This is a genomic window from Pantoea sp. Cy-640 (assembly GCF_011752635.1).
GTDB classification, from domain to species: domain Bacteria; phylum Pseudomonadota; class Gammaproteobacteria; order Enterobacterales; family Enterobacteriaceae; genus Pantoea; species Pantoea dispersa.
Genome location: NZ_VWXB01000005.1, coordinates 208,751 through 233,817 on the forward strand (window position 1 = coordinate 208,751; position 25,067 = coordinate 233,817).

At 60.3% G+C, this 25,067-nt stretch carries 23 protein-coding genes; 8 read left to right on the plus strand and 15 right to left on the minus strand.

Annotated features, from left to right (window positions below; all coding sequences use genetic code 11):
- Nucleotides 1-90: 90 nt before the first annotated feature.
- Nucleotides 91-1,050 carry a ferrochelatase gene (gene hemH / locus F3J36_RS14690; protein WP_021507223.1) on the plus strand — a complete coding sequence of 320 codons (960 nt, stop codon included), beginning with the start codon at nucleotides 91-93 and terminating at the stop codon, nucleotides 1,048-1,050.
- A 58-nt stretch (nucleotides 1,051-1,108) separates the two neighbouring features.
- The gene (locus tag F3J36_RS14695; RefSeq protein WP_166719930.1) at nucleotides 1,109-2,410 is read left to right on the plus strand and encodes an inosine/guanosine kinase; all 1,302 of its coding nucleotides are present in this window, start codon (nucleotides 1,109-1,111) and stop codon (nucleotides 2,408-2,410) included.
- A 98-nt stretch (nucleotides 2,411-2,508) separates the two neighbouring features.
- Here the strand turns inward: F3J36_RS14695 and ybaL are convergent, their stop codons facing one another.
- Entirely contained in the window at nucleotides 2,509-4,197 is a 1,689-nt protein-coding gene (gene ybaL, locus F3J36_RS14700) for a YbaL family putative K(+) efflux transporter (protein WP_021508650.1), read from the minus strand.
- Between the two features lie 219 nt (nucleotides 4,198-4,416).
- A complete protein-coding gene (locus F3J36_RS14705) occupies nucleotides 4,417-5,616 on the minus strand; it encodes an MFS transporter (RefSeq protein ID WP_058769404.1) in 1,200 nt (399 codons plus the stop codon).
- A gap of 163 nt (nucleotides 5,617-5,779) precedes the next feature.
- Here F3J36_RS14705 and ushA point away from each other — a divergent pair, with 163 nt between their 5' ends.
- Entirely contained in the window at nucleotides 5,780-7,531 is a 1,752-nt protein-coding gene (gene ushA, locus F3J36_RS14710) for a bifunctional UDP-sugar hydrolase/5'-nucleotidase UshA (RefSeq protein ID WP_166719931.1), read from the plus strand.
- A gap of 34 nt (nucleotides 7,532-7,565) precedes the next feature.
- Here ushA and F3J36_RS14715 read toward each other — a convergent pair whose 3' ends face one another.
- On the minus strand, nucleotides 7,566-7,997 hold the full coding sequence (locus F3J36_RS14715; protein ID WP_166719932.1) for a multidrug/biocide efflux PACE transporter: 432 nt from the start codon (nucleotides 7,995-7,997) through the stop codon (nucleotides 7,566-7,568).
- A gap of 90 nt (nucleotides 7,998-8,087) precedes the next feature.
- Here F3J36_RS14715 and F3J36_RS14720 point away from each other — a divergent pair, with 90 nt between their 5' ends.
- Complete coding sequence (locus F3J36_RS14720; protein WP_166719933.1) at nucleotides 8,088-8,957, plus strand: LysR family transcriptional regulator; 870 nt, start codon at nucleotides 8,088-8,090, stop codon at nucleotides 8,955-8,957.
- Here F3J36_RS14720 and ybaK read toward each other — a convergent pair.
- The 3 genes from ybaK to copA form a co-directional block, all read right to left on the minus strand.
- The gene (gene ybaK, locus F3J36_RS14725) at nucleotides 8,954-9,433 is read right to left on the minus strand and encodes a Cys-tRNA(Pro)/Cys-tRNA(Cys) deacylase YbaK (RefSeq protein ID WP_021508645.1); all 480 of its coding nucleotides are present in this window, start codon (nucleotides 9,431-9,433) and stop codon (nucleotides 8,954-8,956) included. The two genes, F3J36_RS14720 and ybaK, sit on opposite strands and share 4 nt — an antisense overlap.
- A 163-nt stretch (nucleotides 9,434-9,596) precedes the next feature.
- Nucleotides 9,597-10,397 (minus strand): TraB/GumN family protein, encoded by an 801-nt coding sequence (locus tag F3J36_RS14730; protein ID WP_166719934.1) that lies wholly within the window; start codon nucleotides 10,395-10,397, stop codon nucleotides 9,597-9,599.
- A gap of 68 nt (nucleotides 10,398-10,465) precedes the next feature.
- Nucleotides 10,466-12,976, minus strand: a complete 2,511-nt coding sequence (copA, locus tag F3J36_RS14735) for a copper-exporting P-type ATPase CopA (protein ID WP_166720001.1) — start codon at nucleotides 12,974-12,976, stop codon at nucleotides 10,466-10,468.
- Between the two features lie 95 nt (nucleotides 12,977-13,071).
- On the opposite strand from copA, the gene cueR reads away from it, so the two are divergent.
- Nucleotides 13,072-13,488, plus strand: a complete 417-nt coding sequence (cueR, locus tag F3J36_RS14740; RefSeq protein WP_021508642.1) for a Cu(I)-responsive transcriptional regulator — start codon at nucleotides 13,072-13,074, stop codon at nucleotides 13,486-13,488.
- Here cueR and F3J36_RS14745 read toward each other — a convergent pair.
- From F3J36_RS14745 to tesA, 5 genes are all read right to left on the minus strand, one after another.
- A complete protein-coding gene (locus F3J36_RS14745) occupies nucleotides 13,464-13,922 on the minus strand; it encodes an NfeD family protein (protein WP_132466508.1) in 459 nt (152 codons plus the stop codon). The two genes, cueR and F3J36_RS14745, sit on opposite strands and share 25 nt — an antisense overlap.
- Entirely contained in the window at nucleotides 13,922-14,836 is a 915-nt protein-coding gene (locus tag F3J36_RS14750; protein WP_021508640.1) for an SPFH domain-containing protein, read from the minus strand. The genes F3J36_RS14745 and F3J36_RS14750 overlap by 1 nt, the downstream gene beginning before the upstream one ends.
- A gap of 64 nt (nucleotides 14,837-14,900) precedes the next feature.
- Nucleotides 14,901-15,755, minus strand: a complete 855-nt coding sequence (locus F3J36_RS14755; RefSeq protein WP_021508639.1) for a co-chaperone YbbN — start codon at nucleotides 15,753-15,755, stop codon at nucleotides 14,901-14,903.
- Between the two features lie 79 nt (nucleotides 15,756-15,834).
- Complete coding sequence (locus F3J36_RS14760) at nucleotides 15,835-16,608, minus strand: SDR family oxidoreductase (RefSeq protein ID WP_021508638.1); 774 nt, start codon at nucleotides 16,606-16,608, stop codon at nucleotides 15,835-15,837.
- Between the two features lie 31 nt (nucleotides 16,609-16,639).
- Nucleotides 16,640-17,266, minus strand: coding sequence for a multifunctional acyl-CoA thioesterase I/protease I/lysophospholipase L1 (tesA, locus tag F3J36_RS14765; RefSeq protein WP_021508637.1), 627 nt, complete (start codon nucleotides 17,264-17,266; stop codon nucleotides 16,640-16,642).
- On the opposite strand from tesA, the gene ybbA reads away from it, so the two are divergent.
- On the plus strand, nucleotides 17,234-17,920 hold the full coding sequence (ybbA, locus tag F3J36_RS14770; protein WP_166719935.1) for a putative ABC transporter ATP-binding protein YbbA: 687 nt from the start codon (nucleotides 17,234-17,236) through the stop codon (nucleotides 17,918-17,920). The genes tesA and ybbA overlap by 33 nt on opposite strands.
- Nucleotides 17,917-20,334 carry a putative ABC transporter permease subunit YbbP gene (ybbP, locus tag F3J36_RS14775; RefSeq protein ID WP_166719936.1) on the plus strand — a complete coding sequence of 806 codons (2,418 nt, stop codon included), beginning with the start codon at nucleotides 17,917-17,919 and terminating at the stop codon, nucleotides 20,332-20,334. The genes ybbA and ybbP overlap by 4 nt, the downstream gene beginning before the upstream one ends.
- A gap of 161 nt (nucleotides 20,335-20,495) precedes the next feature.
- Here ybbP and purK read toward each other — a convergent pair whose 3' ends face one another.
- From purK to ppiB, 4 genes are all read right to left on the minus strand, one after another.
- Complete coding sequence (gene purK / locus F3J36_RS14780; protein WP_166719937.1) at nucleotides 20,496-21,560, minus strand: 5-(carboxyamino)imidazole ribonucleotide synthase; 1,065 nt, start codon at nucleotides 21,558-21,560, stop codon at nucleotides 20,496-20,498.
- Nucleotides 21,557-22,066 (minus strand): 5-(carboxyamino)imidazole ribonucleotide mutase, encoded by a 510-nt coding sequence (purE, locus tag F3J36_RS14785; RefSeq protein WP_021508633.1) that lies wholly within the window; start codon nucleotides 22,064-22,066, stop codon nucleotides 21,557-21,559. The genes purK and purE overlap by 4 nt, the downstream gene beginning before the upstream one ends.
- 133 nt (nucleotides 22,067-22,199) lie before the next feature.
- The gene (locus F3J36_RS14790) at nucleotides 22,200-22,916 is read right to left on the minus strand and encodes a UDP-2,3-diacylglucosamine diphosphatase (protein ID WP_166719938.1); all 717 of its coding nucleotides are present in this window, start codon (nucleotides 22,914-22,916) and stop codon (nucleotides 22,200-22,202) included.
- The gene (ppiB, locus tag F3J36_RS14795) at nucleotides 22,916-23,410 is read right to left on the minus strand and encodes a peptidylprolyl isomerase B (protein ID WP_021508631.1); all 495 of its coding nucleotides are present in this window, start codon (nucleotides 23,408-23,410) and stop codon (nucleotides 22,916-22,918) included. Before ppiB ends, F3J36_RS14790 begins: the two co-directional genes overlap by 1 nt.
- A 218-nt stretch (nucleotides 23,411-23,628) precedes the next feature.
- Between ppiB and cysS the strand changes: the two genes are divergently transcribed.
- A complete protein-coding gene (gene cysS, locus F3J36_RS14800) occupies nucleotides 23,629-25,014 on the plus strand; it encodes a cysteine--tRNA ligase (protein ID WP_166719939.1) in 1,386 nt (461 codons plus the stop codon).
- The last annotated feature ends 53 nt before the right edge of the window (nucleotides 25,015-25,067 follow it).

Consider the following 25,067-nt stretch of genomic DNA (forward strand, 5'->3'; position numbering starts at 1 on the left):
CCCTTTTGCAGCAATTGCTTTCCCCCTCCGCTTTTTCCGCTACAATTTCCCCCGATTCAGAACCATTGTCTGCGACATCAAGGAAATACAATGAGGCAAGATAAGCCTGGGGTTTTACTGGTTAACTTAGGTACACCAGACGCACCGACCACCGCGGCGGTGAAACGCTATCTGAAACAGTTCCTCGGCGATCCGCGCGTGGTGGATACGCCGCGCTGGCTGTGGTGGCCGATTCTCAATTTCATCATTCTGCCGTTCCGCTCGCCGCGCGTCTCTAAGCTGTACGCATCGGTGTGGATGGACGAAGGTTCCCCGCTGATGGTGTTCAGCAAGCGGCAGCGTGCCGCGCTGGCGCAGCGGCTGGATATGCCGGTAGAGCTGGGCATGAGTTACGGCCAGCCGAGCCTTAACGGTGCGGTAGAGCGTCTGCTGGCGCAGGGCGTCACCAAATTCATCGTGCTGCCGCTCTATCCGCAGTTCTCCTGCTCCACGGTGGCGGCAGTGTGGGATGGCCTGGCGGCCAGCTTTAAACCGCTGCGTTCCCTGCCGGAAGTGGCGTTTATCCGCGATTACGCCGAACATCCGGCCTATATCGCCGCGCTGAAGGCCTCGGTGGAGCGCTCGTTTGCCCAACACGGCGAGCCGGATCTGCTGGTGCTCTCTTACCACGGCATTCCGCAGCGCTTCGCCAATGAAGGCGACGACTATCCGCTGCGCTGCAAAGACACCACCGACGCCCTGGCCGCCGCGCTCGGCATTGCGCCGCATAAAATCATGATGACCTTCCAGTCGCGCTTTGGCCGCGAGCCATGGCTGATGCCGTATACGGATGAGACCATGAAAAGCCTGCCGGCCAAAGGGATCAAACATGTGCAGGTGATGAGTCCGGGCTTTGCGGCGGACTGCCTCGAGACGCTGGAGGAGATCAGCGGTGAAAACTGTGAAATCTTCCTGCACGCTGGCGGCGAGAAATTTGAATACATTCCGGCGCTTAATGCGGATGATGAGCACATCGAGATGATGGTGCAGCTGGTACAAGCGCGCCGCTAAGGGTGCGGCAGAGAATGTGATATCATTCTCTGCCTGATTTTCCCTGACGGCAGCTTTCATGAAATTTCCCGGCAAACGCAAATCCAAACACTATTTCCCCGTCAACGCGCGCGATCCGCTGCTGCAGGCTTCCCAGCAGGAGCAGGAAGAGGGCAGCTGGGTGGTGGGTATCGACCAGACGCTGGTGGATATCGAAGCCAAAGTCGATGACGACTTCCTGCAGCGCTATGGTCTGAGCGCCGGTCATTCGCTGGTGATCGACGATGCGACCGCCGAAGCGCTGTACAACGAGCTAATGCGCGAGCAGCTGATCAGCCACCAGTTTGCCGGCGGCACCATCGGTAATACGCTGCACAACTACTCGGTGCTGGCTGATGACCGTTCGGTGCTGCTCGGCGTGATGTGTAACAACATCCAGATTGGCGGTTACGCCTATCGCTACCTGTGCAATACCTCCAGCCGCATGGACCTTAACTTCCTGCAGGGCGTCGATGGCGCCATTGGCCGCTGCTTTACCCTGATCGGCGAGCAGGGCGAGCGCACCTTTGCTATCAGCCCTGGTCTGATGAACCAGCTGCAGGCCGCCAGTATTCCGGAGGAGGTGATTGCCGGTGCGTCGGCGCTGGTGCTGACATCCTACCTGGTGCGCTGTCAGCCGGGCGAACCGATGCCGGACGCGACGCTGCGGGCCATTGAGTTCGCCAAAAAGCACAATGTACCGGTGGTGCTGACGCTCGGTACCAAATATGTGATTCAGGATAACCCGCAGTTCTGGCGCGATTTCCTGCGCGAACACGTCTCGATTGTGGCGATGAATGAAGAGGAAGCGTTCGCGCTGACCGGCGAAGCGGATCCGCTGCTGGCCTCCAACATGGCGCTCGACTGGGTCGATCTGGTGCTGTGCACCGCCGGACCGACCGGGCTGTATATGGCCGGGTTCACCGAAGAGGCGTTTAAGCGCAAAACCAATCATCCGCTGTTGCCGGGGGCGATTGCCGAGTTCAACCAGTTTGAGTTCAGCCGCGCCATGCGTCATCAGGATTGCCAGCAGCCGCTGCGGATCTTCTCGCACATTGCGCCTTACATGGGTGGTCCGGAGAAGATCATGAACACCAACGGTGCCGGTGATGGCGCGCTGGCGGCGCTGCTGCACGATATTACCGCCAACAATTTCCACCGTCAGAAAGTGCCAAACTCCAGCAAACACGCACGCGAATACCTGACCTACTCGTCGCTGGCGCAGGTGTGCAAATATGCCAACCGCGTTAGTTATCAGGTGCTGAACCAGCACTCACCGCGTCTGACGCGCGGGCTGCCGGAGCGGGAAGACAGTTTAGAAGAGTCTTACTGGGACAGGTAATAACGAACCCGTAGCGGCGCAATTTATTGCGCATTCTTCAGCCGTGATATGGCTTTAGTATGCGCAATAAATTGCGCCGCTACGGTGTAATAACGTCTTTAAATCGGGCACTCGCGCACAATCGGGTTTTGCGCGATCTCTTCCTGCAATACATGCAACATACTGTTGGCAATCTCACGCTCGCCCATCACCACGCGATTGGCGCCACGCTCCATGATATAGGCCACTTCGTCGTCGTAATGCGCCCGGGCGATAATCTCAATATCTGCCCGCTTTTCGCGCGCGGCGGTAACAATTTCCCCGGCTTCATAGCCGTTGGGGATGGTCAGCAGCAGCCAGCGCGCGCAGTCAAGACGCGCTAAATCCATGGTATCGACTCGCGCCGCGTTGCCCAGCACGGCTTTGATGCCCTGTTCGCGCAGCGCTTCGACGCGCGGGCGCGAATTCTCCACTACCACCAGCGGCACATCAGCTTCCATCAGCTGCTGTCCCAGCAGGCTGCCGACGCGACCGTAACCCACGATCACCGCATGATTGCAGATATCCACCGGAATCTGCTTCTCTTCTTCAATTGCCTCTTCCAGCGTCTGCTCTTCCATGGTCTCGGTTTTGTCGAGATAACGCTCCAGCACGGTAAACAGAATCGGGTTAAGCATGATGGAGAGAATCGCCGCCGCCAGCACCAGGTTACGGCCTTCATCGCTCAGCATGCCGAGCGAAATCCCCAGTCCGGCGAGGATAAAAGCGAATTCGCCAATCTGCGCCAGGCTGACGGAGATGGTCAGCGCGGTGCGCCGCGAGTGGCCGAGCAGCGTGACCAGCAGCCAGGCGGCAATTGATTTACCCAGCACGATAATGGCCAGCGCACCCAGCACCGCCAGCGGCTGCTCCAGCAGGATCATCGGGTCGAACAGCATGCCGACCGAGACAAAAAACAGCACGGCAAACGCATCGCGCAGCGGCAGCGTGTCGTGTGCCGCCCGGTGGCTGAGCTCTGATTCATTCAGCACCATGCCGGCAAAAAAGGCGCCGAGGGCAAAGGAAACATCAAAGAATTCCACCGCGCCAAACGCGATACCCAGCGCCAGCGCCAGTACCGACAGCGTAAACAGCTCGCGTGAACCGGTGGCGGCGCTTTTGGCCAGAATCCACGGCACCACGCGACGGCCGACCACCATCATCAGCACCATAAAGGCAGCGACTTTGCCGATGGTCAGTAACAGGTCCCACGCCAGCAGCGTCGGGCTGGCATTTCCCTGCTCCAGCATGCCGGCAATGGCCGGCAGCAGCACCAGCGTCAGCACCATCACCAGGTCTTCGACGATCAGCCAGCCGATGGCGATCTGCCCGCGCTGGCTATCAATCAGTTGACGTTCTTCCAGCGCGCGCAGCAGCACCACGGTACTGGCGGTAGAGAGACACAGGCCAAACACCAGGCCGGTCATCCACGACCAGCCCATCGCCCATGACAGACCCATTCCCAGCAGCGTGGCGACCGCGATCTGCGCGATGGCACCGGGAATGGCGATCGACTTTACCGACATCAAATCCTTAAGCGAGAAGTGCAGACCGACGCCGAACATCAGCAGAATAACGCCGAGTTCAGCCAGTTCGGGGGCCAGATTGGTATCCGCGACGAAGCCCGGGGTAAAAGGACCCGCCAGCACGCCGGCCAGCAGATAGCCGACCAGCGGCGAGATGCGCAGGCGATTCGCCAGCATACCAAGGAGAAATGCGAGGACCAGACCTCCGACAATGGTGGTGATCAACGGGGTAGTGTGATGCATGCCTGTCTCCTTGTGTGCAAATGTATCCGCTTGTAACAACCTAGTGTAATGCACAATCGTTCGCCGCGTTTAAAAATTTGAGCGGTGAAAGACGAAAAAATTGAAAAAATGAGACAAAAACGCAGCCGAAGCGCTATTTTCCTCAGTTATCTCAGCATATCGGCAGGATTTATGCAGAATGGAGGGGGGCAGAGAAAAATAGTTGCCCCCCGAAAGGGCTCAGCGCTGCTGCTGATCAGGTAAGAAAGCGGTCAACAGGCCAATAAGTGGCAGCCAGGCGCAGATTTGATACACCCATTCGATACTGGTGTGATCGGCGACCACGCCCAGGACCGCCGCGCCGAGGCCACCCATGCCAAAAGCAAAACCGAAAAACAGCCCGGAAACCATACCGATACGCCCCGGCAGCAGCTCCTGGGCATAGACCAGAATGGCGGAAAACGCCGAGGCCAGGATCAGACCAATAATGACGCTCAGCACGCTGGTCCACATCAGGCTGGCGTGCGGTAACAGCAGGGTAAACGGCGCCACGCCGAGAATCGATCCCCAGATGACATATTTCCGTCCGATTTTATCGCCTATCGGCCCACCGATAATGGTGCCGGCGGCGACCGCGCCGAGAAAGGCAAACAGATGGAACTGCGAGGCCTGCACGGACAGCCCGAATTTGTGCATCAGATAGAAGGTGTAATAGCTGCTCAGGCTGGTGAGATAAAAGTACTTGGAGAATATCAGCAGCAGCAGAATGCCGATGGCCAGCGCCACTTTATTGCGCGGCAGGGGGTTACGCGGCCTGCTGGCAGCGCTGGCCTGCGTGGCGCGCTGCTGGTGGCTGTACCAGCGGCTCACCTGCAGCAGCACAATGATGCCGAGCAGCGCGGCCAGCATGAACCAGCTGAGATGGCCTTTGCCATAGGGCGCGACGATGATGGCGGCCAGCAGCGGCCCGAGTGCGCTGCCAAAGTTACCACCGACCTGAAACAGCGACTGAGCCAGCCCGTGGCGGCCGCCGGAGGCCATGCGCGCCACACGCGACGATTCCGGATGGAACACCGATGAGCCGCAGCCAACCAGCGCTGCGGCCAGCAGCACCTGCGGATAAGTGCTGGCAAAGGTCAGCAACACCAGACCGAACAGGGTAAACCCCATCCCGACCGGCAGTGACCAGGGTTTCGGATATTTGTCGGTGTAATAGCCAATCAGCGGTTGTAATAATGAGGCCGTAACCTGATAGGTCAGCGTAATCAAACCAATTTGCACAAAGCTGAGGCTGAAATCTTTCTGCAGCAGCGGATAGATCGCCAGTAACAGCGATTGCAGCATATCGTTCAGCAGATGCGCGAGACTGATGGCACCAAGAATGCCAAAAGCGGTACGCCCGGTGCGCCGCGTCGGGGTTAACGTCTGTTCACTTGCCATAAAGATCCTGAAGGGGTGGGAATTTCGTTATCAGATTGTTACGTCATGCATGACTGTATTCGCCTTTGGCCTTGAGTTAAAGGGCGAACTGTGCGACACAGAAGGGCGAAAAAGCACATCAGGCGCACCGCCCGGTAAAAAACGCAGAATAAGGAGATCGGCTTTGTTGTTATCACCGCACAGAGGGCGCTGGCTGGCGCTGATTATGCTGCTGTTGCCGCTGCTGGCGCAGGCGTGGCAGCCGGACCGCAGCTATCGCTTCAGCATTTTGCACACCAACGATCATCACGGCCATTTCTGGGCCAACGCGCAGGGCGAATATGGTCTGGCCGCGCAAAAAACGCTGATGGATCAGCAGCGGTATGATGTGCAGGCGAAGGGCGGCGGCGCGCTGATTCTGTCGGCGGGCGACGTCAATACCGGCGTACCGGAATCGGATGTGCTGGACGCCGAGCCGGACATTCGCGGCATGAACCTCATCGGCTATGACGCGATGGCGCTCGGTAACCACGAATTCGACAAACCGCTCAGCGTGCTGCAAAAGCAGCAGAAATGGGCGAAGTTTCCGTTTCTTGCCGCCAACATTTATGCCAAAGGCAGCGATAAGCGCCTGTTTAAGCCGTGGGCGATTTTTAATCGCATGGGGCTGAAAATTGCGGTGATCGGCCTGACCACCACTGACACGCTGCGCATCGCCAATCCGCAAAACGTGGCGCAGATAGAGATTCGCGATCCGGTGAAAGAGACGGAAAAAGCGGTGGCGGAACTGCGCGCCAGCGACAAGCCGGATGTGATTATCGCGCTGACGCACATGGGCCACTACGACGACGGGCAGCATGGCAGCAACGCACCGGGCGATGTGGAGCTGGCGCGCAGCCTGCCGCCGGGCACGGTTAATGTGATCGTCGGCGGGCATTCGCACGATGCGGTGTGCATGGCAAAAGAGAATGTCAGCGTGGCGGATTATCAGCCGGGACAGCCGTGTCAGCCGGATCGCCAGAACGGCGTGTGGATCGTGCAGGCGAAAGAGTGGGGGAAATTTGTCGGTCGCGGCGATTTCACCTTCCGCAATGGTGAGCTGACGCTGGATAACTATCAGCTGATTCCGGTCAACCTTAAGCACAAGGTGAAGAACCTTGATGGCAGCGAAACCTGGCTGCCGTATCAGGAAGCGATAGCGCAGAACGGCGCAATGATGAAGCTGCTGACGCCGTATCAGCTGCGCGCCGGCAAACAGCTGGCGGTCAACGTGGGTCGCAGCGACAGCGTGTTTGATGGCGACCGCAGCAAGGTGCGCTTTGAACAAATGCCGCTGGCTCAGCTGATCCTGCGTGCGCAGATGGCGGCTACTCAGGCCGACTTTGCCGTTATCAGCGGCGGCGGTATTCGCACCTCGCTGGCGCAGGGCGAGATCAGCTGGCGCGATCTGTTGCAGATCCAGCCGTTTGGCAATCAGGTAGTGTCCGTGACGCTGACGGGCAAAGAGCTGCTGAACTACCTGGCGACGGTGGCGAATATCAAAGCCGATTCCGGCGGTTTCGCGCAGTTCAGCAACATCAGCCTGGTGGCCGATGGCAAAAGCGTCAGCGCAGTGAAAATCAATGGCGAGCCGCTGCAGCTGGATAAAACCTATCGCATGGCCACCAACAGCTTTAACGCCAGCGGCGGCGACGGCTACCCGGTGATTGATGGCCATGCTGGTTTCCGCAACAGCGGCCTGCGTGATGCCGAGGTGCTGCGCAACTATGTCAGTCAGCACTCACCGCTGCGCGTCGCCGATTATGCGCCACCGCAGATTGTGCATCTGACACCGCAGCAGGTTGAGGAGCGCGACAAAGCGCTGGAGAAGCAAAAGAAGCGCAGCTATCCGCAGATGATCCTGGCGTGGATCTGGCCGCGCGCGGCGCACGAGTGACAAAACGGGCGGCACTTCAGCCGCCCGTGGTTTTTCAGGCGCGGCAGGATTTCTGACTCATCCAGCGCTGGCGCAGCTTATCCCATGCCCAGTTGTAAGCCATAGTGTAGGGCAGAAAGAACAGAAAGAACGCTACTTCCAGCAGGAAAGCGTCCAGCAGCGAAATGTGCAACATCCACGCGGCAATCGGCAGGCCAATAAGGATAAAACCGCCCTCAAAGCCGAGCGCATGCAGCGCGCGCAGGCCGAGACCGCGCTGGCGCTGCGGCGGACAGAGGCGGTCAAAACCGCTGTTATAAATGATGTTCCACAGCATGGCGACGGTCGACAGCATAATCGCCAGCGCGCCCATCTGAAACAGCGGTTTATCCATGACCCAGGCGGCCAGCGGCGCAACCGTGACGATCGCTAACCCTTCAAAGCCTGCGGCATGACAAAAACGTTCTTTCAGTGAACGGGTACGCATATAAACCTCCTTTTGAGTAACGCCACGCATTTTCTCACTGCACAATGCTAAGATAAAATGATTACCTATCGATAAAAGCGATGGTTCAGCATGAAGTACTCACCAGAATCCCTTGAGGCATTTGTTCAGACCGTCGTCAGCGGCTCGTTTTCTGCAGCGGCGCGTGCGCTGGCAAAAAGTCAGTCCACCATCAGTAGCGCGGTGGCCAATCTCGAAGATGACTTAGGCTTTGCGCTGTTTGACCGCAGCGGTCGCCAGCCGGTGCTAACCGCTCAGGGCCAGCGCGCGCTGGCGCAGGTGCAGCAAATTCTTGCTGCCAGCCAGCGGCTGGATGAACTGGCGGTGCGGCTGTCGCAGGGCGTTGAGCCGCGCCTCAGCCTGGCCATTTCCGACTTCTGGCAGGCCGATCACCATGAAAATCTGCTGACGCGCTTTGAGGCACGCTATCCGGATATCGAGTTTGAATGCATGATTGCGGAAGATGAGGATGTGCTGGATTTACTGCAGGCCGGGCGCGTACACCTTGGCGTGGTGCGCGCCCAGCCGCGTTTGCCGCCGGATCTGGCGGTGGCGCGACTGCAGGTTGAAGCGCAAATGGCGATTTTCCTGCATCAGGATCACCCGCTGGCAGCCCGTTCGCAGGTGAGCGAGGCGCAGCTGGGCGAATTGCGTCAGCTGCGGCTCAATACCTGGGTGGAAACCCGCCAGCCGCTGCCGGCGGGCCGCACCTGGTCGGCCCCAACCTATCTTTTATTGCTGGAGATGGCGGAGCAGGGGTTTGGCTGGAGCGTACTGCCGCGCTGGCTGGTGCAGCAGTTTGGTCATCAGGTCTTGCGCGAGCTGCCGGTACCGGGCTGGCCGCAGCATATTGCGGTGGATGTCATCTGGTCGCGGCGCAATCCGCCGGGCCCGGCCGGGCGCTGGATGATCGACCAGCTGTGCGCGCAGCAGCCTGATTAATCGCGGCGCGCCACGTCAGCCAGCGTGGCATCCAGCAGCCGTGCCAGATCCTGCGCGGCCAGTTCGATATCCAGCCCGCGCTTGCCGCCGGAAATAAAGATGGTCGGGAATTCGCTGGCCTGCTGATCGATCACCGTCGGCAGCCGCTTTTTCTGCCCCAGCGGACTGATGCCACCCACCAGATAGCCGGTGACGCGCTGCGCCAGTTGCGGATCGGCCATGTCGGCTTTCTTCGCCCCCAGCGCTTTGGCGACTTTTTTCAAATCCAGCTGTGAGGAGACCGGCGTCACCGCTACTGCCAGCGCTTTGCCATCACCGTTAAGCGCCACCAGCAGGGTTTTAAACACCTGGCGCGCATCCAGGTTGAGCTTGCGCACCGCCTCGTCACCGAAGTGGGTTTCATGGCTGTCATGCTCATAGGGATGCAGGGTAAAAGCGACCTGTTGTTTTTCCAGCAGTTTTACGGCGGGTGTCATATTCAATCCTTGCTACGAAAATTCTTATCTCGGTTTGCGTGAAAGTACTGGCGAAAATCTGAACTTTGCGCGAAAATTGGCCGGCGCCAGTCACCCTGGCGATAACCAAAATCATAAACAAATTCCTCTTTGACGGGCCGATAGCAATATTGGCCTTCTTTTTTTATGCCTTCAGCAGCTGCGGCAAATTGTCTTCGCCGTACAGATGCAGTGCACCGACCGCCACCACATAGCGCCCGCGCGGCAGCGCCAGCAGCAGCTCGCGCCAGTGCTGATTACGGTTGCGCATCAGGGTATCGTTCAGTTCACTACTGAACGTAGTCGGCAGCGCCACCGGCTGGCTGGCGGGCGGCGCATCCAGCCACCAGCTGATCATGGTTTGCAGCAGTCGCGCGTTGGTGTGCCAGTGTTCCAGCGTATCCAGCAGCAGCGCCAGGCCATCCTGCGGTAGTGATTTCAGCAACGCGATCTGCATTTCCGGCCCTTCCAGCTCAATAATGCGTTTTCCTGCCGCCTGCGCTGCCTGCAGCAGCTGATAGTCAATACCGTACTGCGGTCGCAGCCCCAGCCGCTGCGCCTGCTGCGCCTGCAGCATCAGCGCAATTTGCCAGAACGGCAAGGTATCAAACAGCGCGATGTTCAGTGACAGCTCATCGCACAGCGCTGTCAGCTGCTGCAGCGTCTCTGGCGTCAGCCGCGTTGCCAGCGGCGGATACGCTTCACCCTCACTAAACGGTGAACTGCCGCGGGTAATATCCGCTTCCACCACCAGCGCATCGGCTTTCTGCAGCTGGCGCAGCAAGCCGGCCGGCAGCGGTTGCATATCGCGCGTGCCCATATGAATACTGCCAGCCAGATGCAGACGGCGGTCTCCGAGTCTGATATCCATGGCGGGCCAGCTGTAGCTGGCGGGGAACAGGCTGCTGGCCAGCTGTTGCAGGCGGTGCCACACACTGCGTCTCATGCCGTGTCCTTTTTAAGTCAAAAATCCATGCTAGCGATTTCGCTCAGCGAAAGACAGGGCAGAGGTTGCTATTGCCGCTGCGCCGGTTTAAAGCGCAGCAAACGGTTAGCATTGCTCACCACGGTGATCGACGACAGCGCCATGGCGGCACCGGCGACGATAGGGCTGAGCAGCACGCCGGTAAACGGATAGAGTACGCCGGCAGCAATCGGAATGCCCAGGCTGTTATAGACAAAGGCACCCAGCAGATTCTGCCGCATATTGCGCAGCGTGGCGTTGGCCATCGCCAGCGCGTCGGCCACGCAGTGCAGATCGTTGCGCATCAGCGCCATCGCCGCGGTTTCAACCGCCACATCGCTGCCGCCGCCCATGGCGATCCCCACATCCGCCTGCGCCAGCGCCGGGGCGTCGTTGATGCCGTCGCCCACCATCACCACGCTGCGCCCCTGCTGTTGCAGCTGCGCAATCGCCTGCGCTTTACCGTCCGGCAGCACGCCAGCGATCACCTCATCAATGCCCGCTTCGGCAGCGATGGCTTCGGCAGTGGTCTGATGGTCACCGGTCAGCATGATCAGACGGTAGCCCAACTGATGCAGCCGCTGTAGTGCCGCACGACTCTCCGGACGCAGCTGGTCACGCAGGGCGATCAGGCCCAGCAGCTGCTGCTGATCCGCCAGCAGCACCGGCGTGGCACCCTGCGCAGCGAGTCGCGCGATATCCTGCTGTGCGGCGCGCAGGTCGATGTGCTGCTCTTCCAGCAGCGCCGCATTGCCCAGCAGCAGCGTTCTGTCAGCGACAGTAGCACTCACGCCTTTGCCGCGTATTGTACGAAATTGCGCAACGCGGGCGTCGCTGACGGTCGGTGCGGCGGCGACGATGGCCTTCGCCAGCGGATGCCCCGATCCCAGCTCCAGCTGGGCCGCGGCCTGCAGTACCTGCTGACGATCCCAGTCGCTGTACAGCAGCACCTCGCTGACCTGCGGCGTACCCTGGGTCAGGGTGCCGGTTTTATCAAACACAATGGTGTCGACTTCACTGGCCCGCTGCAGCGCATCGGCATCGCGCACCAGCACGCCCAGCTCGGCAGCGCGGCCGACGCCCGCGATCACCGACATCGGCGTGGCTAAGCCCAGCGCACACGGACAGGCGATAATCAGCACCGTGGTGACAATCACCAGCGTATAGGCCAGCTGCGGCTGCGGTCCGACAAGATACCAGACCGCTCCGCTGAGCAGGGCAATCGCCACCACCACCGGCACAAACACCGCCGAGATGCGATCGGCCAGCCGGCCCATTTCCGGCTTGCTGCTCTGCGCCTGACGCACCAGATTGATAATACGGGCCAGCGTGGTATGGCTGCCGGTGGCGCGGGCGGTGAACTGTAGCGATCCGTCCTGCACCAGCGTCCCGGCATAAATCTTATTGCCAGGACGGCGCGACTGCGGCAGCGCTTCGCCGGTAAGCATCGCTTCATCAAGCCAGGCTTCGCCGCGGCTGACTTCGCCGTCCACCGGTACGCGATCGCCGGTCACCAGCTTCAGCGTCATGCCCGGTGCGATTTCGCTCAGCGGCAGCGGCTTTTCCCCTTCGGCGGTGATCACGCAGGCCTGCGCGGGGGTTAAATCCAGCAGCCGCTCCAGCGCCTGTGAGGCGCGCTGGCGCGCGCGCTGTTCCAGCGCATGGCCGAGGTTAATCAGGCCGATGATCATCACGCTGGCTTCAAAATAAAGATGGCGCGCCTGCGGCGGGAAAAATGCCGGCCACAGCGCGACGCTCATCGAGTAGATCCAGGCCGCACCGGTACCGAGCGCGACCAGCGTGTCCATGGTGGCGGTAGCATGACGCAGGCTGCGCCACGCGCTGCGATAGAAGTGGCCGCCGGCAAGCGCCATCACCGCCAGCGTGACGGCACCGAGCACGCGCCAGAGCGTCTGATTGCTGTCGTTAAGCATCATGTGATCGCCGAGCATGCCCCAGACCATCATCGGCACGCCGACGATCAGCGCCAGCGCCGCCTGCCAGCTAAAGCGGCGCATCGCCTGCTGTGCGCTGACCTGCTGGCGCTCGCGCCGGGTTTGTTCATCTTCGATCACTTCCGCAGAATAACCCGCCTCGTCTACGGCGCTGACCAGCGCTGAGGGTACGGCATCGCCCAGCACCAGCGCGCTGCGCTCACCCAGATTGACGCGCGCCTGGCTCACGCCGGGCACTTTCTGTAACGCCTGCTCGACGCGGCTGACACAGCTGGCGCAGCTCATCCCGCCTATCAGCAGATGGTGCACCGCAAGATTCTCTTCTGCCGGCTGCGACTCCGTTGTCAGCGCCTCCGGCTGCGGCTCCTGAGCTGGCAACGGATCAGGCTTTGGGCTGGACGCCTCATTTTTCAGCGTGGCGTGATAACCAGCCTGCTCAACGGTGGCAATCAGATCGCTGGCGCTGGCTGCGCCGGTGACGCGCGCTTCCTGCTGCGTTACCTCGGCCTGTTCCACATCGCTGCGCTGCTCCAGCGCCTCTTTAACGCGTTTAACACAGTGGCCACAGGACAAGCCGTCCAGAGCCAGTAATTGTGTGTGTGACATCATCAACTCCTCGTTTATCAGGTTTGACTCGCTGCAAGGTTTGCATTAGTTATAAAGCCTAAACCTTCCATTCAGGGGAAGGTCAAGGGGCAGAGATGAACATTAGCGATGTAGCAAAAAAAACCGGGCTGACCAGCAAAGCGATTCGTTTTTACGAACAGAAAGGAGTGGTTACGCCGCCGTTACGCAGTGACAACGGCTATCGCAGTTATGGCGCGCACCACCTGGATGAGCTCAATTTTCTGCGCCAGGCGCGGCAGGTGGGCTTCACACTCGAGGAGTGTCGCGAACTGGTCGCGCTGTTTAATAACCCGGCGCGCCACAGTGCTGATGTTAAAGCGCGCACTCTGCAGAAGGCGGATGAGATCGCGGCGCATATTGAAGAGCTGCACGCGATGCGCGCGCGTTTGCTGGAACTGGCTGCAGCCTGCCCGGGCGATGACGGTGCCGAATGTCCCATCATCAATCACCTGGCGGGCTGCGGTCATCAGGAGGGCGGCAAACGCGGCTGAATCAGCAGCGTGATGCCTGACACGCCGGTCACGATCACCGGCGTGCCCGCTGGCAAATCTTCCTGCGCCTGCACGCGCCAGCTGCTGTCACCAATGCGCACATGACCGACACCGTCTTTTAGCGCGCTGTCTAACGTCAGGTGCTGGCCAATCAGCTGGCTGCCGCGCTGATTGAGCGTATTGGGCTGCTGCGCACTTTCGCGAAAGCGCATCCAGCGATACCAAAGAAATACGCACAGCAGCGTCAGAGCGGCAAACAGCATGCCCTGGCTGGTCCACGAGAACGGAAACAGCCACTCAATGATCCCGACCAGCACCGCCGCCACGCCGCTCCACAGCAGGTAACCGCTGGTGCCGAGCATCTCCGCTGCCAGCAGTAAACCGCCCAGCGTGAGCCAGAACCAGTGCGGATGCGCAATCAGCTCCATCAGCATCACGGTTTGCGCTCCTGACGGCTCTCTTTCAGCAGCTCGCTGATACCGGCCACCGAGCCGAGCAGGCTGCTGGCGTCGAGCGGCATCATCACCACTTTGCTGTTATTCGCTTCGCCAATTTTTTGCAGGGCATCGGTGTATTTCTGCGCCACGAAATAGTTAATCGCCTGGATATCTCCGGCAGAGATGGCTTCTGACACCATTCGCGTGGCGTTGGCCTCGGCTTCGGCCTGACGCTCGCGCGCTTCCGCCTGCAAAAAGGCGGAGGTACGTTCGCCTTCCGCTTTAAGGATTTGCGACTGCTTATCGCCCTCGGCGCGCAGGATGGCCGCCTGGCGTACGCCTTCGGCGGCGAGGATATCGGCACGTTTGGTACGCTCAGCCTTCATCTGCGCGTTCATGGCCGCTATCAGTTCCTGCGGCGGGCGCACGTCGCGGATTTCAATACGGGTAATTTTTACCCCCCACGGATTGGTCGCTTCATCCACAATGTGCAGCAGGCGGGTATTAATGTTATCGCGCTGCGACAGCATCTCATCCAGCTCCATGCCGCCGAGCACGGTGCGGATATTGGTCATGGTGAGGTTGATGATGGCCAGCTCAAGATTGCTGACTTCATAAGCGGCGCGCGCCGAATCCACCACCTGAATAAAGCACACTGCGTCGATGGTGACGTTGGCGTTATCTTTGGAGATGATCTCCTGCGACGGAATATCGAGGACCTGCTCCATCATATTGATCCGGCGACCAATACGATCCATGAACGGCACGACTAAATTCAGACCGGGCGGCAACGTTTTGGTGTAGCGGCCAAAGCGCTCCACCGTCCACTGGTAGCCCTGTGGCACAATTTTGACACCGGCCCACACGGTAACCAGCGCGAGCACGATGATGACGGGAATCACTGTTAACATATAACCTCCTGGCTGTCAGATTGTCGGGCCGAGTCGCTTCGGCCCGTTTACCGCGCGGTACCGGTCAGTACAGCAGCGAGTAGAGCTGGCGACGATAGCGCGAGGCGAGGGCATCGCCGGTGCCGAGGGCCGCCAGAATCTCCTGGAACATTTTGCGCACTTCGCCGTCACCGGCGCTGAGATCGCGCTTCAGAAAACCTAACAACAGCTCCAGCGCTTCTTCATTGCGGCCCACCTGATGCAGCTGTAACGCAAGTTTAGCAGCCAGACCGGCGTTGTCCGGTTCGCTTGCCATCTGCTCCTGCAGCTGCTGGATCTCCGGCGTGTCGGCGGCCTGTTTCAGCAGGTCGATTTGCGAAATCAGGCTCTGATAGCGCGTATCCTGATCCTGCAACGGCACCACAGCCAGCACCGCTTCGGCTTCTTCGCTGCGGTTCAGGGTGATCAGGACTTCTGCCAGCAGAAAACCAATTTCACTGTTCTGATTGCTCAACTGCCAGGCATCTTTAAGCAGCGGCAGCGCATCCAGCGGCTTGCCTTCCTGCATCAGCTGCATCGCCTGCTGCGCCTTTAACTCCTCTTCACGCGGCAGGACTTTCTCCAGCAGCGCGCGAATCGCCTCTTCCGGCTGCGGGCCCTGGAAGCCGTCGACCGGCTGGCCGTTCTGGAACAGGTAGACGGTCGGCAGAGAGCGCAGACCAAACTGCGATGCCACCAGCTGCTCTTTATCGCAATCCAGCTTCGCCAGAATAAACTGGCCGGCGTACTCCTGTGCCAGACGCTCCAGTACCGGCGTCAGCTGCTGGCAGTGCTGGCTGCGCTCCGACCAGAAGTAGAACAGTACCGGCAGCTGCATCGATTGCTCCAGCGTCTGCTGCAGGTTGGATTCGTTGATGTCGATAATCAAAGCGTGTGACATGAATACGTCTCTTGGCAGAAAGTGTGTTGAGGATATGGGGGCAAACGCCCCGGCTTCAAGTTCAATTCCGGCTTGCAGTTTAGTTACTGCGTAAAATGCGATCCAGCATCCAGCCCGGCAGCAGTCGTTTAAGCAGACTCATCGCCCAGGCGACCAGCGTCACCGGATAGCGCAGGCGCGGATGTTTACTCTCCAGCGCATGCCGCAGTTTCGGCAGAATCGCCTCCGGCGGCAGGCTAAAGCGCGCGGCGATACCGGGGTTGCGCACGGGCTTGTCGCGTTCGCCCTGCTGCACGTTTTCGGTAAAGCGGGTGGTAATCGGGCCTGGCTCAATCAGGCTGACGCGCACGCCGCTGTGGCGCACTTCCATGCGCAGCGCATCGCTCCACGCCTCCAGCGCCCATTTACTGGCGGCATAAGCGCCGCGGCCCGGCGTGGAAATCAGGCCGAGCACCGAGCTGGTGTTAATAATCCGCCCGTCGCCGCTATTTTGCAGCGCCGGCAACAGGCGCAGCGTCAGCTGGTGGGTGCCGAAAAAGTTGGTGGAGAATTGCTGCTCCAGCTGCTGACGCGACACGCTGGTCAGCGGACCGTACTGGCCGAAGCCGCCGTTATTGAACAGCCCGTGCAGGCAGTGATCGGTGAGGGCCAGCACGCGATCGGCGGCGGCATCCACGCTGGCCGGATCGTCAAGATCCAGCAGGATGCCGGTGAAGCCGAGCTCATCCATGCGCGCCACATCGTCGGCGCGGCGACAGGCGGCCAGCACGCGATAGCCGCGCGCCAGCAGATCGTTGGCCGCCACCAGACCGATGCCGCTGGAGCAGCCGGTTATTAATACAGACTTTTGCATATCTTTACCTGTCATTGGGCTCGTCGCGGCGTTAATCATGCTTAACTAGCGGAGCCAGTTGCTCAGCCATCAGGTTGGCGATGAACGGCTGCGCATCCGGATTGGGGTGAATACCGTCCTGCTGCATCCACTCCGGCTTCAGATAAACCTGCTCCATAAAGAACGGTACCAGCGGAATATGATACTGCTGCGCGAGGCGCGGATAGAGCGCGCTGAACGCGTCGGTGTAGCGTCGGCCATAATTAGCCGGCAGACGAATTTGCATCAGCAGCGGCTGGGCATTAGCGGCTTTGACCTGATCGATAATTTTACTCAGATCCTGCGCGATGTTTTGCGGCGGGAAGCCGCGCAGCCCATCGTTACCGCCCAATTCGATTAACACCCACTGCGGCTGATGCTGTTTTAATAGGCCCGGCAACCGCGCCAGCCCCTGACCGGCGGTATCACCGCTGATGCTGGCGTTAACCACTTTGGGCTGCTGTTGCCAGGTTTTGTCGAGCAGGCTCGGCCAGGCGGCGGTGGCGGACATGCGATAGCCGGCACTCAGGCTATCGCCGAGAATCAGCAGGGTATCGGCGGCGGCGATGCGCGACACCAGCAGCAGCAATAACAACAGGAAGGAATAATGCCAGCGGAAAACATTGTTGCAGTTCATCATCTTACTAAGTCCGTCGGTCAGGGAGAGCATCAGCTGACCATCCTTACCGGAGTTGAGCTGGTTGTCAAACCAGCCGAGACGCTGGCGCTGATCGGCGAGTCGGGATCCGGGAAATCCACCCTGCTGGGCATTCTCGCCGGACTGGATGATGGCAGCAGCGGCGAAGTGCATCTGCTGGGCCAGCCGCTGCACCAGATGAACGAAGAGCAGCGCGCCGCGTTACGTGCGCGTGAGGTTGGCTTTGTGTTTCAGTCCTTTATGCTGGTGCCCACGCTCAACGCGTTGGAGAACGTGCAGCTTCCGGCACTGCTGCGCGGAGACAGCGATCGCGACAGTCGCGCGCAGGCCACTGAATTACTGACGCAGCTCGGACTGAAAGATCGTCTGCACCATCTGCCGGCCCAGCTCTCCGGCGGCGAACAGCAGCGCGTGGCGCTGGCACGCGCCTTCAGCGGCCGTCCCGGCCTGCTGTTTGCCGATGAGCCGACCGGTAACCTCGATCGCAAAACCGGCGATCGCATCGCCGATCTGCTGTTTTCGCTCAATCGCGATTTCGCTACCACGCTGATTCTGGTGACGCACGATGAGCAGCTGGCGGCACGCTGCGATCGTCGCCTGCGGCTGTGCGACGGCAAGCTGTGGGAGGAAGCATGATCTGGCGCTGGTTCTGGCGCGAGTGGCGTTCGCCCTCGCTGCTGATTGTCTGGCTGGCGCTGACGCTGGCAGTGGCCTGCGTGCTGGCGCTGGGCTCCATCAGCGATCGCATGGAGAAAGGGCTGAGCCAGCAGAGCCGTGATTTTATGGCCGGCGACCGCACGCTGCGCAGCAGTAAACCGGCACCTGATGCGTGGCTGGACAAAGCGCGCGAAGAGGGGCTGGCGGTTAGCCGGCAGCTCAGCTTTATGACCATGACCTTTGCGCAGGAGACACCGCAGCTGGCCGATGTCAAAGCGGTCGATGATGCCTACCCGATGTTCGGCACCCTGCAGACGGATCCGCCCGGCCTGCGTCCGGTGGCCGGAACGGTGCTGGCCGCGCCGCGTCTGCTGGCGCTGCTTAACCTGAAGGTCGGTGACCGCATTGACGTGGGCGATACCACGCTGCGCATTGCCGGCGAAGTGATTCAGGAGCCGGACGGCGGATTCAATCCGTTTCAGACGGCACCGCGTTTGCTGATGAACCTTGCTGACGTGGAGAAAACCGGCGCGATCCAGCCCGGTAGCCGGCTGAGCTGGCGCTATAAGTTTTCCGGCGAGGCGGCACCGCTGGCGCGCTATGATCGCTGGATTCAGCCGCAGTTGCAGGCCGGCGAGCGCTGGATCAGCGTGGAAAATTCCGAGGATGCGCTGGGCCGCTCAATGCAGCGTGCGCAGCAGTTCCTGCTGCTCTCAGCGCTGTTAACCCTGCTGCTGGCGATTGCCGCAGTGGCGGTCGCCATGAGTCATTACTGCCGCAGCCGTTACGATTTGGTGGCAGTGCTGAAAACGCTGGGCGCCACGCGTAAATCGCTGCAGCGGCTGATTATCGGTCAGTGGCTGGCCCTGCTGCTGCTGGCGGCTATCGCCGGCAGTGCGCTGGGGCAGGGCATTGAAGTCGCGCTGCTGATGATGCTTAAACCGGTGCTGCCCGCCGCTTTACCGGCTGCCAGCGTCTGGCCGTGGCTGTGGGCGATTGGTGCGCTGGTGGTGATCTCGCTGCTGGTTGGGTTGCGTCCATACCGTCTGCTGATGGCCACACTGCCGCTGCGCGTGCTGCGTCGTGATGCGGTAGCCTCGCTGTGGCCGCTGCGTATTTATCTGCCGGTGATGGCGCTGGTGGTGGTAGCGCTCCTTGCGCTGCTGATGGGCGGCAGCAAAATGCTGTGGGCGCTGCTGGCTGGCGTGGTGATGCTGGCACTGCTGCTGGCGCTGCTCGGCTGGGGGACGCTCCTGCTGCTGCGCAGACTGGTGGTGCGTAATCTGGCGTTGCGCCTGGCGATCAACCGTCTGCTGCGTCAGCCAGCCATGACGCTCAGCCAGCTGGCGGCATTTTCGCTCTCCTTTATGCTGCTGGCGTTATTGCTGGTGATGCGCGGCGATCTGCTCGATCGCTGGCAGCAGCAATTACCGGCGGATGCGCCCAACTATTTTCTGCTCAATCTGACCCAGCAGCAGGTGCCGCAGGTAGACGAGTTCCTGCGGCAGCATCAGGTTAACGCCGGAACCTTCTATCCGATCGTGCGGGCAAGGCTCACTGAGCTGAACGGCAAGCCGGCCGATCCCAGGCTGGATAACGCGCTGAATCGCGAGCTGAATCTGACGTGGCAGGCGGAGCGTCCGGATCACAATCCGCTGGTGGCCGGCAGCTGGCCGCCGAAAGCCGGTGAAGTCTCGATGGAGGTCGAGCTGGCCGATCGTCTGGGCGTCAGGCTCGGCGACAGGCTGACTTTTAGCGGCGATACGCAGCAGTTCAGCGCGACCATCACCAGTCTGCGCAAGGTCGACTGGGAGAGCCTGCGGCCAAACTTCTTCTTTATCTTCCCGCCGGGCGCGCTCGATCAGCAGCCACAAACCTGGCTGACCAGCTTCCGCATGGCGAACGATCCCGCGCTGCTGGCGCAGCTCAACCGCGCGTTCCCGACGCTGAGCCTGCTGGATGTCGGCAGCATGCTGAAGCAGATTGGACAGGTGCTGGCGCAGGTGAGCCAGGCGCTGGAGATCATGGTGATCCTGGTGACGGTTTGCGGTGTGTTGCTGCTGCTGGCGCAGATCCAGGTCGGCATGCGCCAGCGCCGGCAGGAGCTGGTGGTGTATCGCACGCTCGGGGCCAGCCAGCGTCTGCTGCGCGGTACGCTGTGGTGTGAGTTTGCGCTGCTTGGCGTGGTCGCGGGAATCGCGGCGGCGCTGGGGGCGGAAGCGGCACTGTGGGGGCTTCAGCGCAGGATTTTTGATTTCCCGTGGCAGCCGGACTGGACGCTGTGGCTGGCGCTGCCGCTGTGTGGCGCGGCGCTGCTGTCGCTGTGCGGCGGCTGGCTGGGTGTCCGCTTACTGAAGGGGAAAGCGCTGTTCAGGCGGTTTGACGCTGCCTGATGCCCTCACCCCAGCCCTCTCCCACGGGAGAGGGAGCCGATCGAGCCCGTATGCGTGATTCTGCACTTCAGGACATTAAGGTGAGCGTCAAACGGAAAAATCGCACCTTATAATCCCCTCTCCCTGTGGGAGAGGGCAAGGGTGAGGGGAACACCGCGGAACTACAGCTTCGCCACGGCCCACGCGATGCCGCTCGCATAGGCATCAGGCAGCAGCGGTGCCAGCGCATTGAGTGCGGCGGTGAGGCGTGCCGGATCGCTGTCGGTCAGATTCAGGTGCCCGACCTTGCGTCCGGCGCGGACTTCTTTGTCGTACCAGTGCAGATGCACCAGCGGCTGCTGCAGCCAGTCGGTATTGAGGTCGGTGCCAATCAGGTTGACCATCACCGACGGCGCAAACACCACCGGCTGCGGCAGCGGCAGACCGAGCACCGCACGCAGGTGCAGTTCAAACTGGCTGATTGAGGCGCCATTCTGTGTCCAGTGGCCGCTGTTGTGCACGCGCGGTGCCAGCTCATTGATCAGCAAGCCCTGTGGTGTGACGAAACACTCCATCGCCATCACGCCCACGTACTTCAGCTCATGCATGATCGCGCTCAGCATCGCTTCCGCCTGCTGCTGTTGCGCGGCATCAGCCTGCGGGAAGGCAACGCTGGTGCGCAGAATGCCGTCCTGATGCAGGTTATGCGTCAGCGGATAAAACACCGTGCGGCCATCGTGCCCGCGCGCGCCCACCAGCGAGACTTCACCGCTGAAGTTAATACCCTGCTCAACGATGCACTCGCCGTAGCACTCATCCGGCAGCGTTGCGGTTTCGTCGGCGCGCAGGCGCCACTGACCGCGGCCGTCGTAGCCGCCGGTGCGGCGCTTGACGATCGCCAGCTCGCCCAGCGTGCTAAACACCGCCGGCCACTCGCTTTTATCGGCCAGCAACTGCCACGGCGCGGTTGCCAGGTTGAGCTGATCGAGCAGCTGCTTTTGCGTCAGGCGATCGGCGAGGCGCGGAAAAATATCGCGATTGACGAACGCCGGATGGTTAGCGAGCTCGCGCGTCAGCGCGGTTTCCGGCCAGCGCTCGATTTCCGCGGTGATCACGCTTTGCGCGATCGGCAGTGCCGACGGCTCCGCGTCCAGCCCGACCGGATACACGGCGATGCCCAGCGGTTCGCCGGCCTGGCGCAGCATGCGGCCCAGCTGACCGTTGCCGAGTACGCAAACTGGCTTCATGCGTCCTCCCGCGGATCCGGATTATTCAGCACCTCATCGGTCTGGCTCTGACGCCAGGCGGCCAGGCGTGCAGCCAGATCGCGATCGTGAATCGCCAGGATCTGCGCCGCCAGCAGTGCGGCGTTGGCGGCACCGGCTTTACCGATGGCCAGCGTACCGACTGGAATCCCGCGCGGCATCTGTACGATGGAGTAGAGGCTATCCACGCCGCTCAGTGCTGCGCTCTGTACCGGTACGCCCAGCACCGGCAGCAGGGTTTTCGCCGCCAGCATGCCTGGCAGGTGCGCCGCACCGCCGGCACCGGCGATGATCACCTGAAAACCGTTGTCGGCTGCGCGCTCTGCGAAGCTGAACAGCTTATCTGGCGTACGGTGCGCAGAGACCACTTCAACGTGGAACGGGACATCCAGGCTGTTAAGGATTTCCTCGGCGAACTGCATGGTAGCCCAGTCACTTTTGGAACCCATGACGATGGCAATACGGGCCGGGGCGGCGTTGGATGACATGCGGTCAACTCCTGTGAATAATCAAACGAACCTGGCCGGGCGGGCAGGTAAAGAAGGGCACAGAGAATAGCACGAGACAGCGGCAAGGAAAACGGTTGCGTAGGCGGAAAACCGGCATTTCCGCCGCAAAAACTCAGAAAGGAAATTCGATTAACTGCACGCCCTGTGCGTCCAGCTGAATCATTGATCCGCGCTCATGCCACGCGCCCAGCACCGCGCGTTGCGCTGGCGTGCCGGCGAGCTCGAACTGATGAATCGCCGGACGATGGGTGTGGCCGTGAATCAGGATCGGCACCTGCTGGCGCGTCATCGCCGCGGCTACCGCCTGCGGGTTGACGTCCATGATGCGCAGTGACTTGTGCTGGTTGGCCTGCTTGCTGTCGGCCCGCATCCGCGCAGCGATGCGCATGCGCAGACGCAACGGCAGCGCGAGAAACAGCCGCTGCAGCCAGCGCTGATGCACTTTGGCGCGAAAACGCTGATAACCGTGATCGTCAGTACACAGCGTGTCGCCGTGCATCATCAGCACGCGCTGACCATAGCGCTCCAGCACCTGCTCTTCGGGCAGCAGCGTCATGCCGCTGGCGCGGGCGAACTGTTGACCTAACAGGAAGTCGCGATTGCCGTGAATAAAGAATTTGGGCACCGGCAGGGCACGCAGGGCGTCGGCGATCTGCTGATGCAGCGGATTAGGATCGTCATCGCCAATCCAGGCTTCAAACAGATCGCCAAGGATGTAAAGCGCATCACACTGCTGCGCTTCCCGCTGCAAAAAATGCAGAAAACCGGCAGTGATTGCCGGTTCTTCCTGACACAGATGTAAATCTGCGATAAACAGCGTGCGCGACATTACTCGCTGACGGTCACTTTCTGGATGATCACGTCATCAACCGGCACGTCCTGGTGCATGCCGCTGCGGCCGGTTTTCACTGCTTTGATTTTTTCGACCACGTCCATGCCTTCAACCACTTCAGCAAACACGCAGTAACCCCAGCCCTGCAGGCTTTCGTCACGGAAGTTCAGGAAGTCGTTATCGGCAACGTTGATGAAGAACTGTGCAGTGGCCGAGTGAGGTGCCTGGGTACGCGCCATCGCCAGCGTGCCTTTGGTGTTTTTCAGGCCGTTGTTGGCTTCGTTGCGGATGTCTGCTTTGGTGGCTTTCTGCTTCATGCCCGGCTCGAAACCGCCGCCCTGAATCATGAAACCGTTGATCACGCGGTGAAAAATGGTGTTGTCGTAGAAACCTTCACGGCAGTAGTCCAGGAAGTTCTGTACGGTAGCCGGCGCTTTGTCATCGAAGGTTTTGATTACGATATCGCCATGGTTCGTCTGGAAAGTGACCATTATATTCGTCCTGTGGAGGTTGTCGTCAGTATCAACTGCCGCACCGGCAAGGCGGCGGGGCATTTTTGTAGACGCCTCTTATATCACAATTTCCAATAACGCGTCAGTAAGGCAACGGCAGTTGCGAAGCGAGCGATGCACAAGTCGGAAAAATACGGCACAATGACCGGCTACATCAAGAAGGCGTATCCCGCACACGTAAACAACGGAATCGTTCAATGCTAAAGATCTATAACACCCTGAGTCGCCAGAAAGAGGAATTTAAACCCATTCATGCCGGTGAAATCGGTATGTACGTGTGTGGAATCACGGTTTACGACCTCTGTCATATCGGCCATGGGCGTACCTTTGTGGCATTCGACGTGGTCGCGCGTTACCTGCGTTACGTGGGCTATAAGCTGAAATACGTGCGTAATATCACTGACATCGATGACAAGATCATTAAACGTGCCAACGAAAACGGGGAAAGCATCGAAACGCTGACCAACCGGATGATCGCCGAAATGCACAAAGATTTTGCCGCGCTGGGTATTCTGCCGCCGGATCTCGAGCCGCGCGCCACGCGCCACATCGCGGAGATCATCGAACTGGTCGGCAAGCTGATCGATCGCGGCCATGCCTACGTGGCGGATAACGGCGACGTGATGTTTGATGTGCTGAGCGATAAAGATTACGGCGCGCTGTCGCGTCAGGATCTCGAACAGCTGCAGGCCGGCGCGCGCGTGGAAGTGGCGGAAGTGAAGCGCAACCCGATGGATTTTGTGCTGTGGAAAATGTCCAAAGCCGATGAGCCGGCATGGAGCTCACCGTGGGGCAATGGCCGTCCGGGCTGGCACATTGAGTGTTCGGCGATGAACTGCAAACAGCTTGGCACCCATTTCGACATCCACGGTGGCGGTTCAGACCTGATGTTCCCGCACCATGAGAACGAAGTGGCGCAGTCGACCTGTGCGCACGATGGCCCATACGTGAACTACTGGATGCACTCCGGCATGGTGATGGTTGACCGGGAAAAGATGTCGAAATCGCTCGGCAACTTCTTTACCGTGCGCGATGTGCTGCAGCACTACGATGCGGAAACCGTGCGCTACTTCCTGATGTCCGGCCACTATCGCAGCCAGCTTAACTATGGCGAAGATAACCTGAATCAGGCACGCGCGGCGCTGGAGCGCCTTTACACCGCGCTGCGCCATACCGATGCCAGCGCGACGCCGGCTGGCGGTGAGGCGTTTGAAGCCCGCTTCCGTACCGCCATGGACGATGATTTCAACACGCCGGAAGCTTACTCGGTGTTGTTTGATATGGCGCGTGAAGTCAATCGCCTGAAGGGTGAAGATAAAGCCGCCGCCGATGCGCTGGCCGCGAAACTGCGTCAGCTGGCCGATGTGCTGGGCATTCTGCAGCAGGATCCGGAGCAGTTCCTGCAGAGTGGCGCACAGGTGAATGCCGATGAAGTGGCGGAGATTGAACACTGGGTGAAAACCCGCGCCGATGCGCGCGCCGCGAAAGACTGGGCGCAGGCGGACATCGCACGTGACAAGCTGAACGAGCTGGGCGTTATCGTGGAAGATGGCCCGCAGGGATCAAGCTGGCGCCGTAAATAACAAAAAGGGCGAACTGCGGTTCGCCCTTTTTATACGGCTAACTACAACCCACT

Bases quoted from the DNA above. Each gene is read 5' to 3' on its own strand.
- F3J36_RS14730 (WP_166719934.1), bottom strand. From the start codon at position 10,397: ATGAGACGCAGTGTGTGGCACCGCCTGCAACAGCTGGCCAGCAGCCTG.
- ybaK (WP_021508645.1), bottom strand. From the start codon at position 9,433: ATGACACCCGCCGTAAAACTGCTGGAAAAACAACAGGTCGCTTTTACC.
- purE (WP_021508633.1), bottom strand. From the start codon at position 22,066: ATGTCATCCAACGCCGCCCCGGCCCGTATTGCCATCGTCATGGGTTCC.
- ybaL (WP_021508650.1), bottom strand. From the start codon at position 4,197: ATGCATCACACTACCCCGTTGATCACCACCATTGTCGGAGGTCTGGTC.
- cysS (WP_166719939.1), top strand. From the start codon at position 23,629: ATGCTAAAGATCTATAACACCCTGAGTCGCCAGAAAGAGGAATTTAAA.
- F3J36_RS14705 (WP_058769404.1), bottom strand. From the start codon at position 5,616: ATGGCAAGTGAACAGACGTTAACCCCGACGCGGCGCACCGGGCGTACC.
- hemH (WP_021507223.1), top strand. From the start codon at position 91: ATGAGGCAAGATAAGCCTGGGGTTTTACTGGTTAACTTAGGTACACCA.
- ybbP (WP_166719936.1), top strand. From the start codon at position 17,917: ATGATCTGGCGCTGGTTCTGGCGCGAGTGGCGTTCGCCCTCGCTGCTG.
- F3J36_RS14715 (WP_166719932.1), bottom strand. From the start codon at position 7,997: ATGCGTACCCGTTCACTGAAAGAACGTTTTTGTCATGCCGCAGGCTTT.
- F3J36_RS14720 (WP_166719933.1), top strand. From the start codon at position 8,088: ATGAAGTACTCACCAGAATCCCTTGAGGCATTTGTTCAGACCGTCGTC.
- F3J36_RS14755 (WP_021508639.1), bottom strand. From the start codon at position 15,755: ATGTCACACGCTTTGATTATCGACATCAACGAATCCAACCTGCAGCAG.
- ppiB (WP_021508631.1), bottom strand. From the start codon at position 23,410: ATGGTCACTTTCCAGACGAACCATGGCGATATCGTAATCAAAACCTTC.
- purK (WP_166719937.1), bottom strand. From the start codon at position 21,560: ATGAAGCCAGTTTGCGTACTCGGCAACGGTCAGCTGGGCCGCATGCTG.
- tesA (WP_021508637.1), bottom strand. From the start codon at position 17,266: ATGATGAACTGCAACAATGTTTTCCGCTGGCATTATTCCTTCCTGTTG.
- F3J36_RS14750 (WP_021508640.1), bottom strand. From the start codon at position 14,836: ATGTTAACAGTGATTCCCGTCATCATCGTGCTCGCGCTGGTTACCGTG.
- ybbA (WP_166719935.1), top strand. From the start codon at position 17,234: ATGCCAGCGGAAAACATTGTTGCAGTTCATCATCTTACTAAGTCCGTC.
- F3J36_RS14790 (WP_166719938.1), bottom strand. From the start codon at position 22,916: ATGTCGCGCACGCTGTTTATCGCAGATTTACATCTGTGTCAGGAAGAA.
- F3J36_RS14745 (WP_132466508.1), bottom strand. From the start codon at position 13,922: ATGCTGATGGAGCTGATTGCGCATCCGCACTGGTTCTGGCTCACGCTG.
- F3J36_RS14760 (WP_021508638.1), bottom strand. From the start codon at position 16,608: ATGCAAAAGTCTGTATTAATAACCGGCTGCTCCAGCGGCATCGGTCTG.
- F3J36_RS14695 (WP_166719930.1), top strand. From the start codon at position 1,109: ATGAAATTTCCCGGCAAACGCAAATCCAAACACTATTTCCCCGTCAAC.
- cueR (WP_021508642.1), top strand. From the start codon at position 13,072: ATGAACATTAGCGATGTAGCAAAAAAAACCGGGCTGACCAGCAAAGCG.
- copA (WP_166720001.1), bottom strand. From the start codon at position 12,976: ATGTCACACACACAATTACTGGCTCTGGACGGCTTGTCCTGTGGCCAC.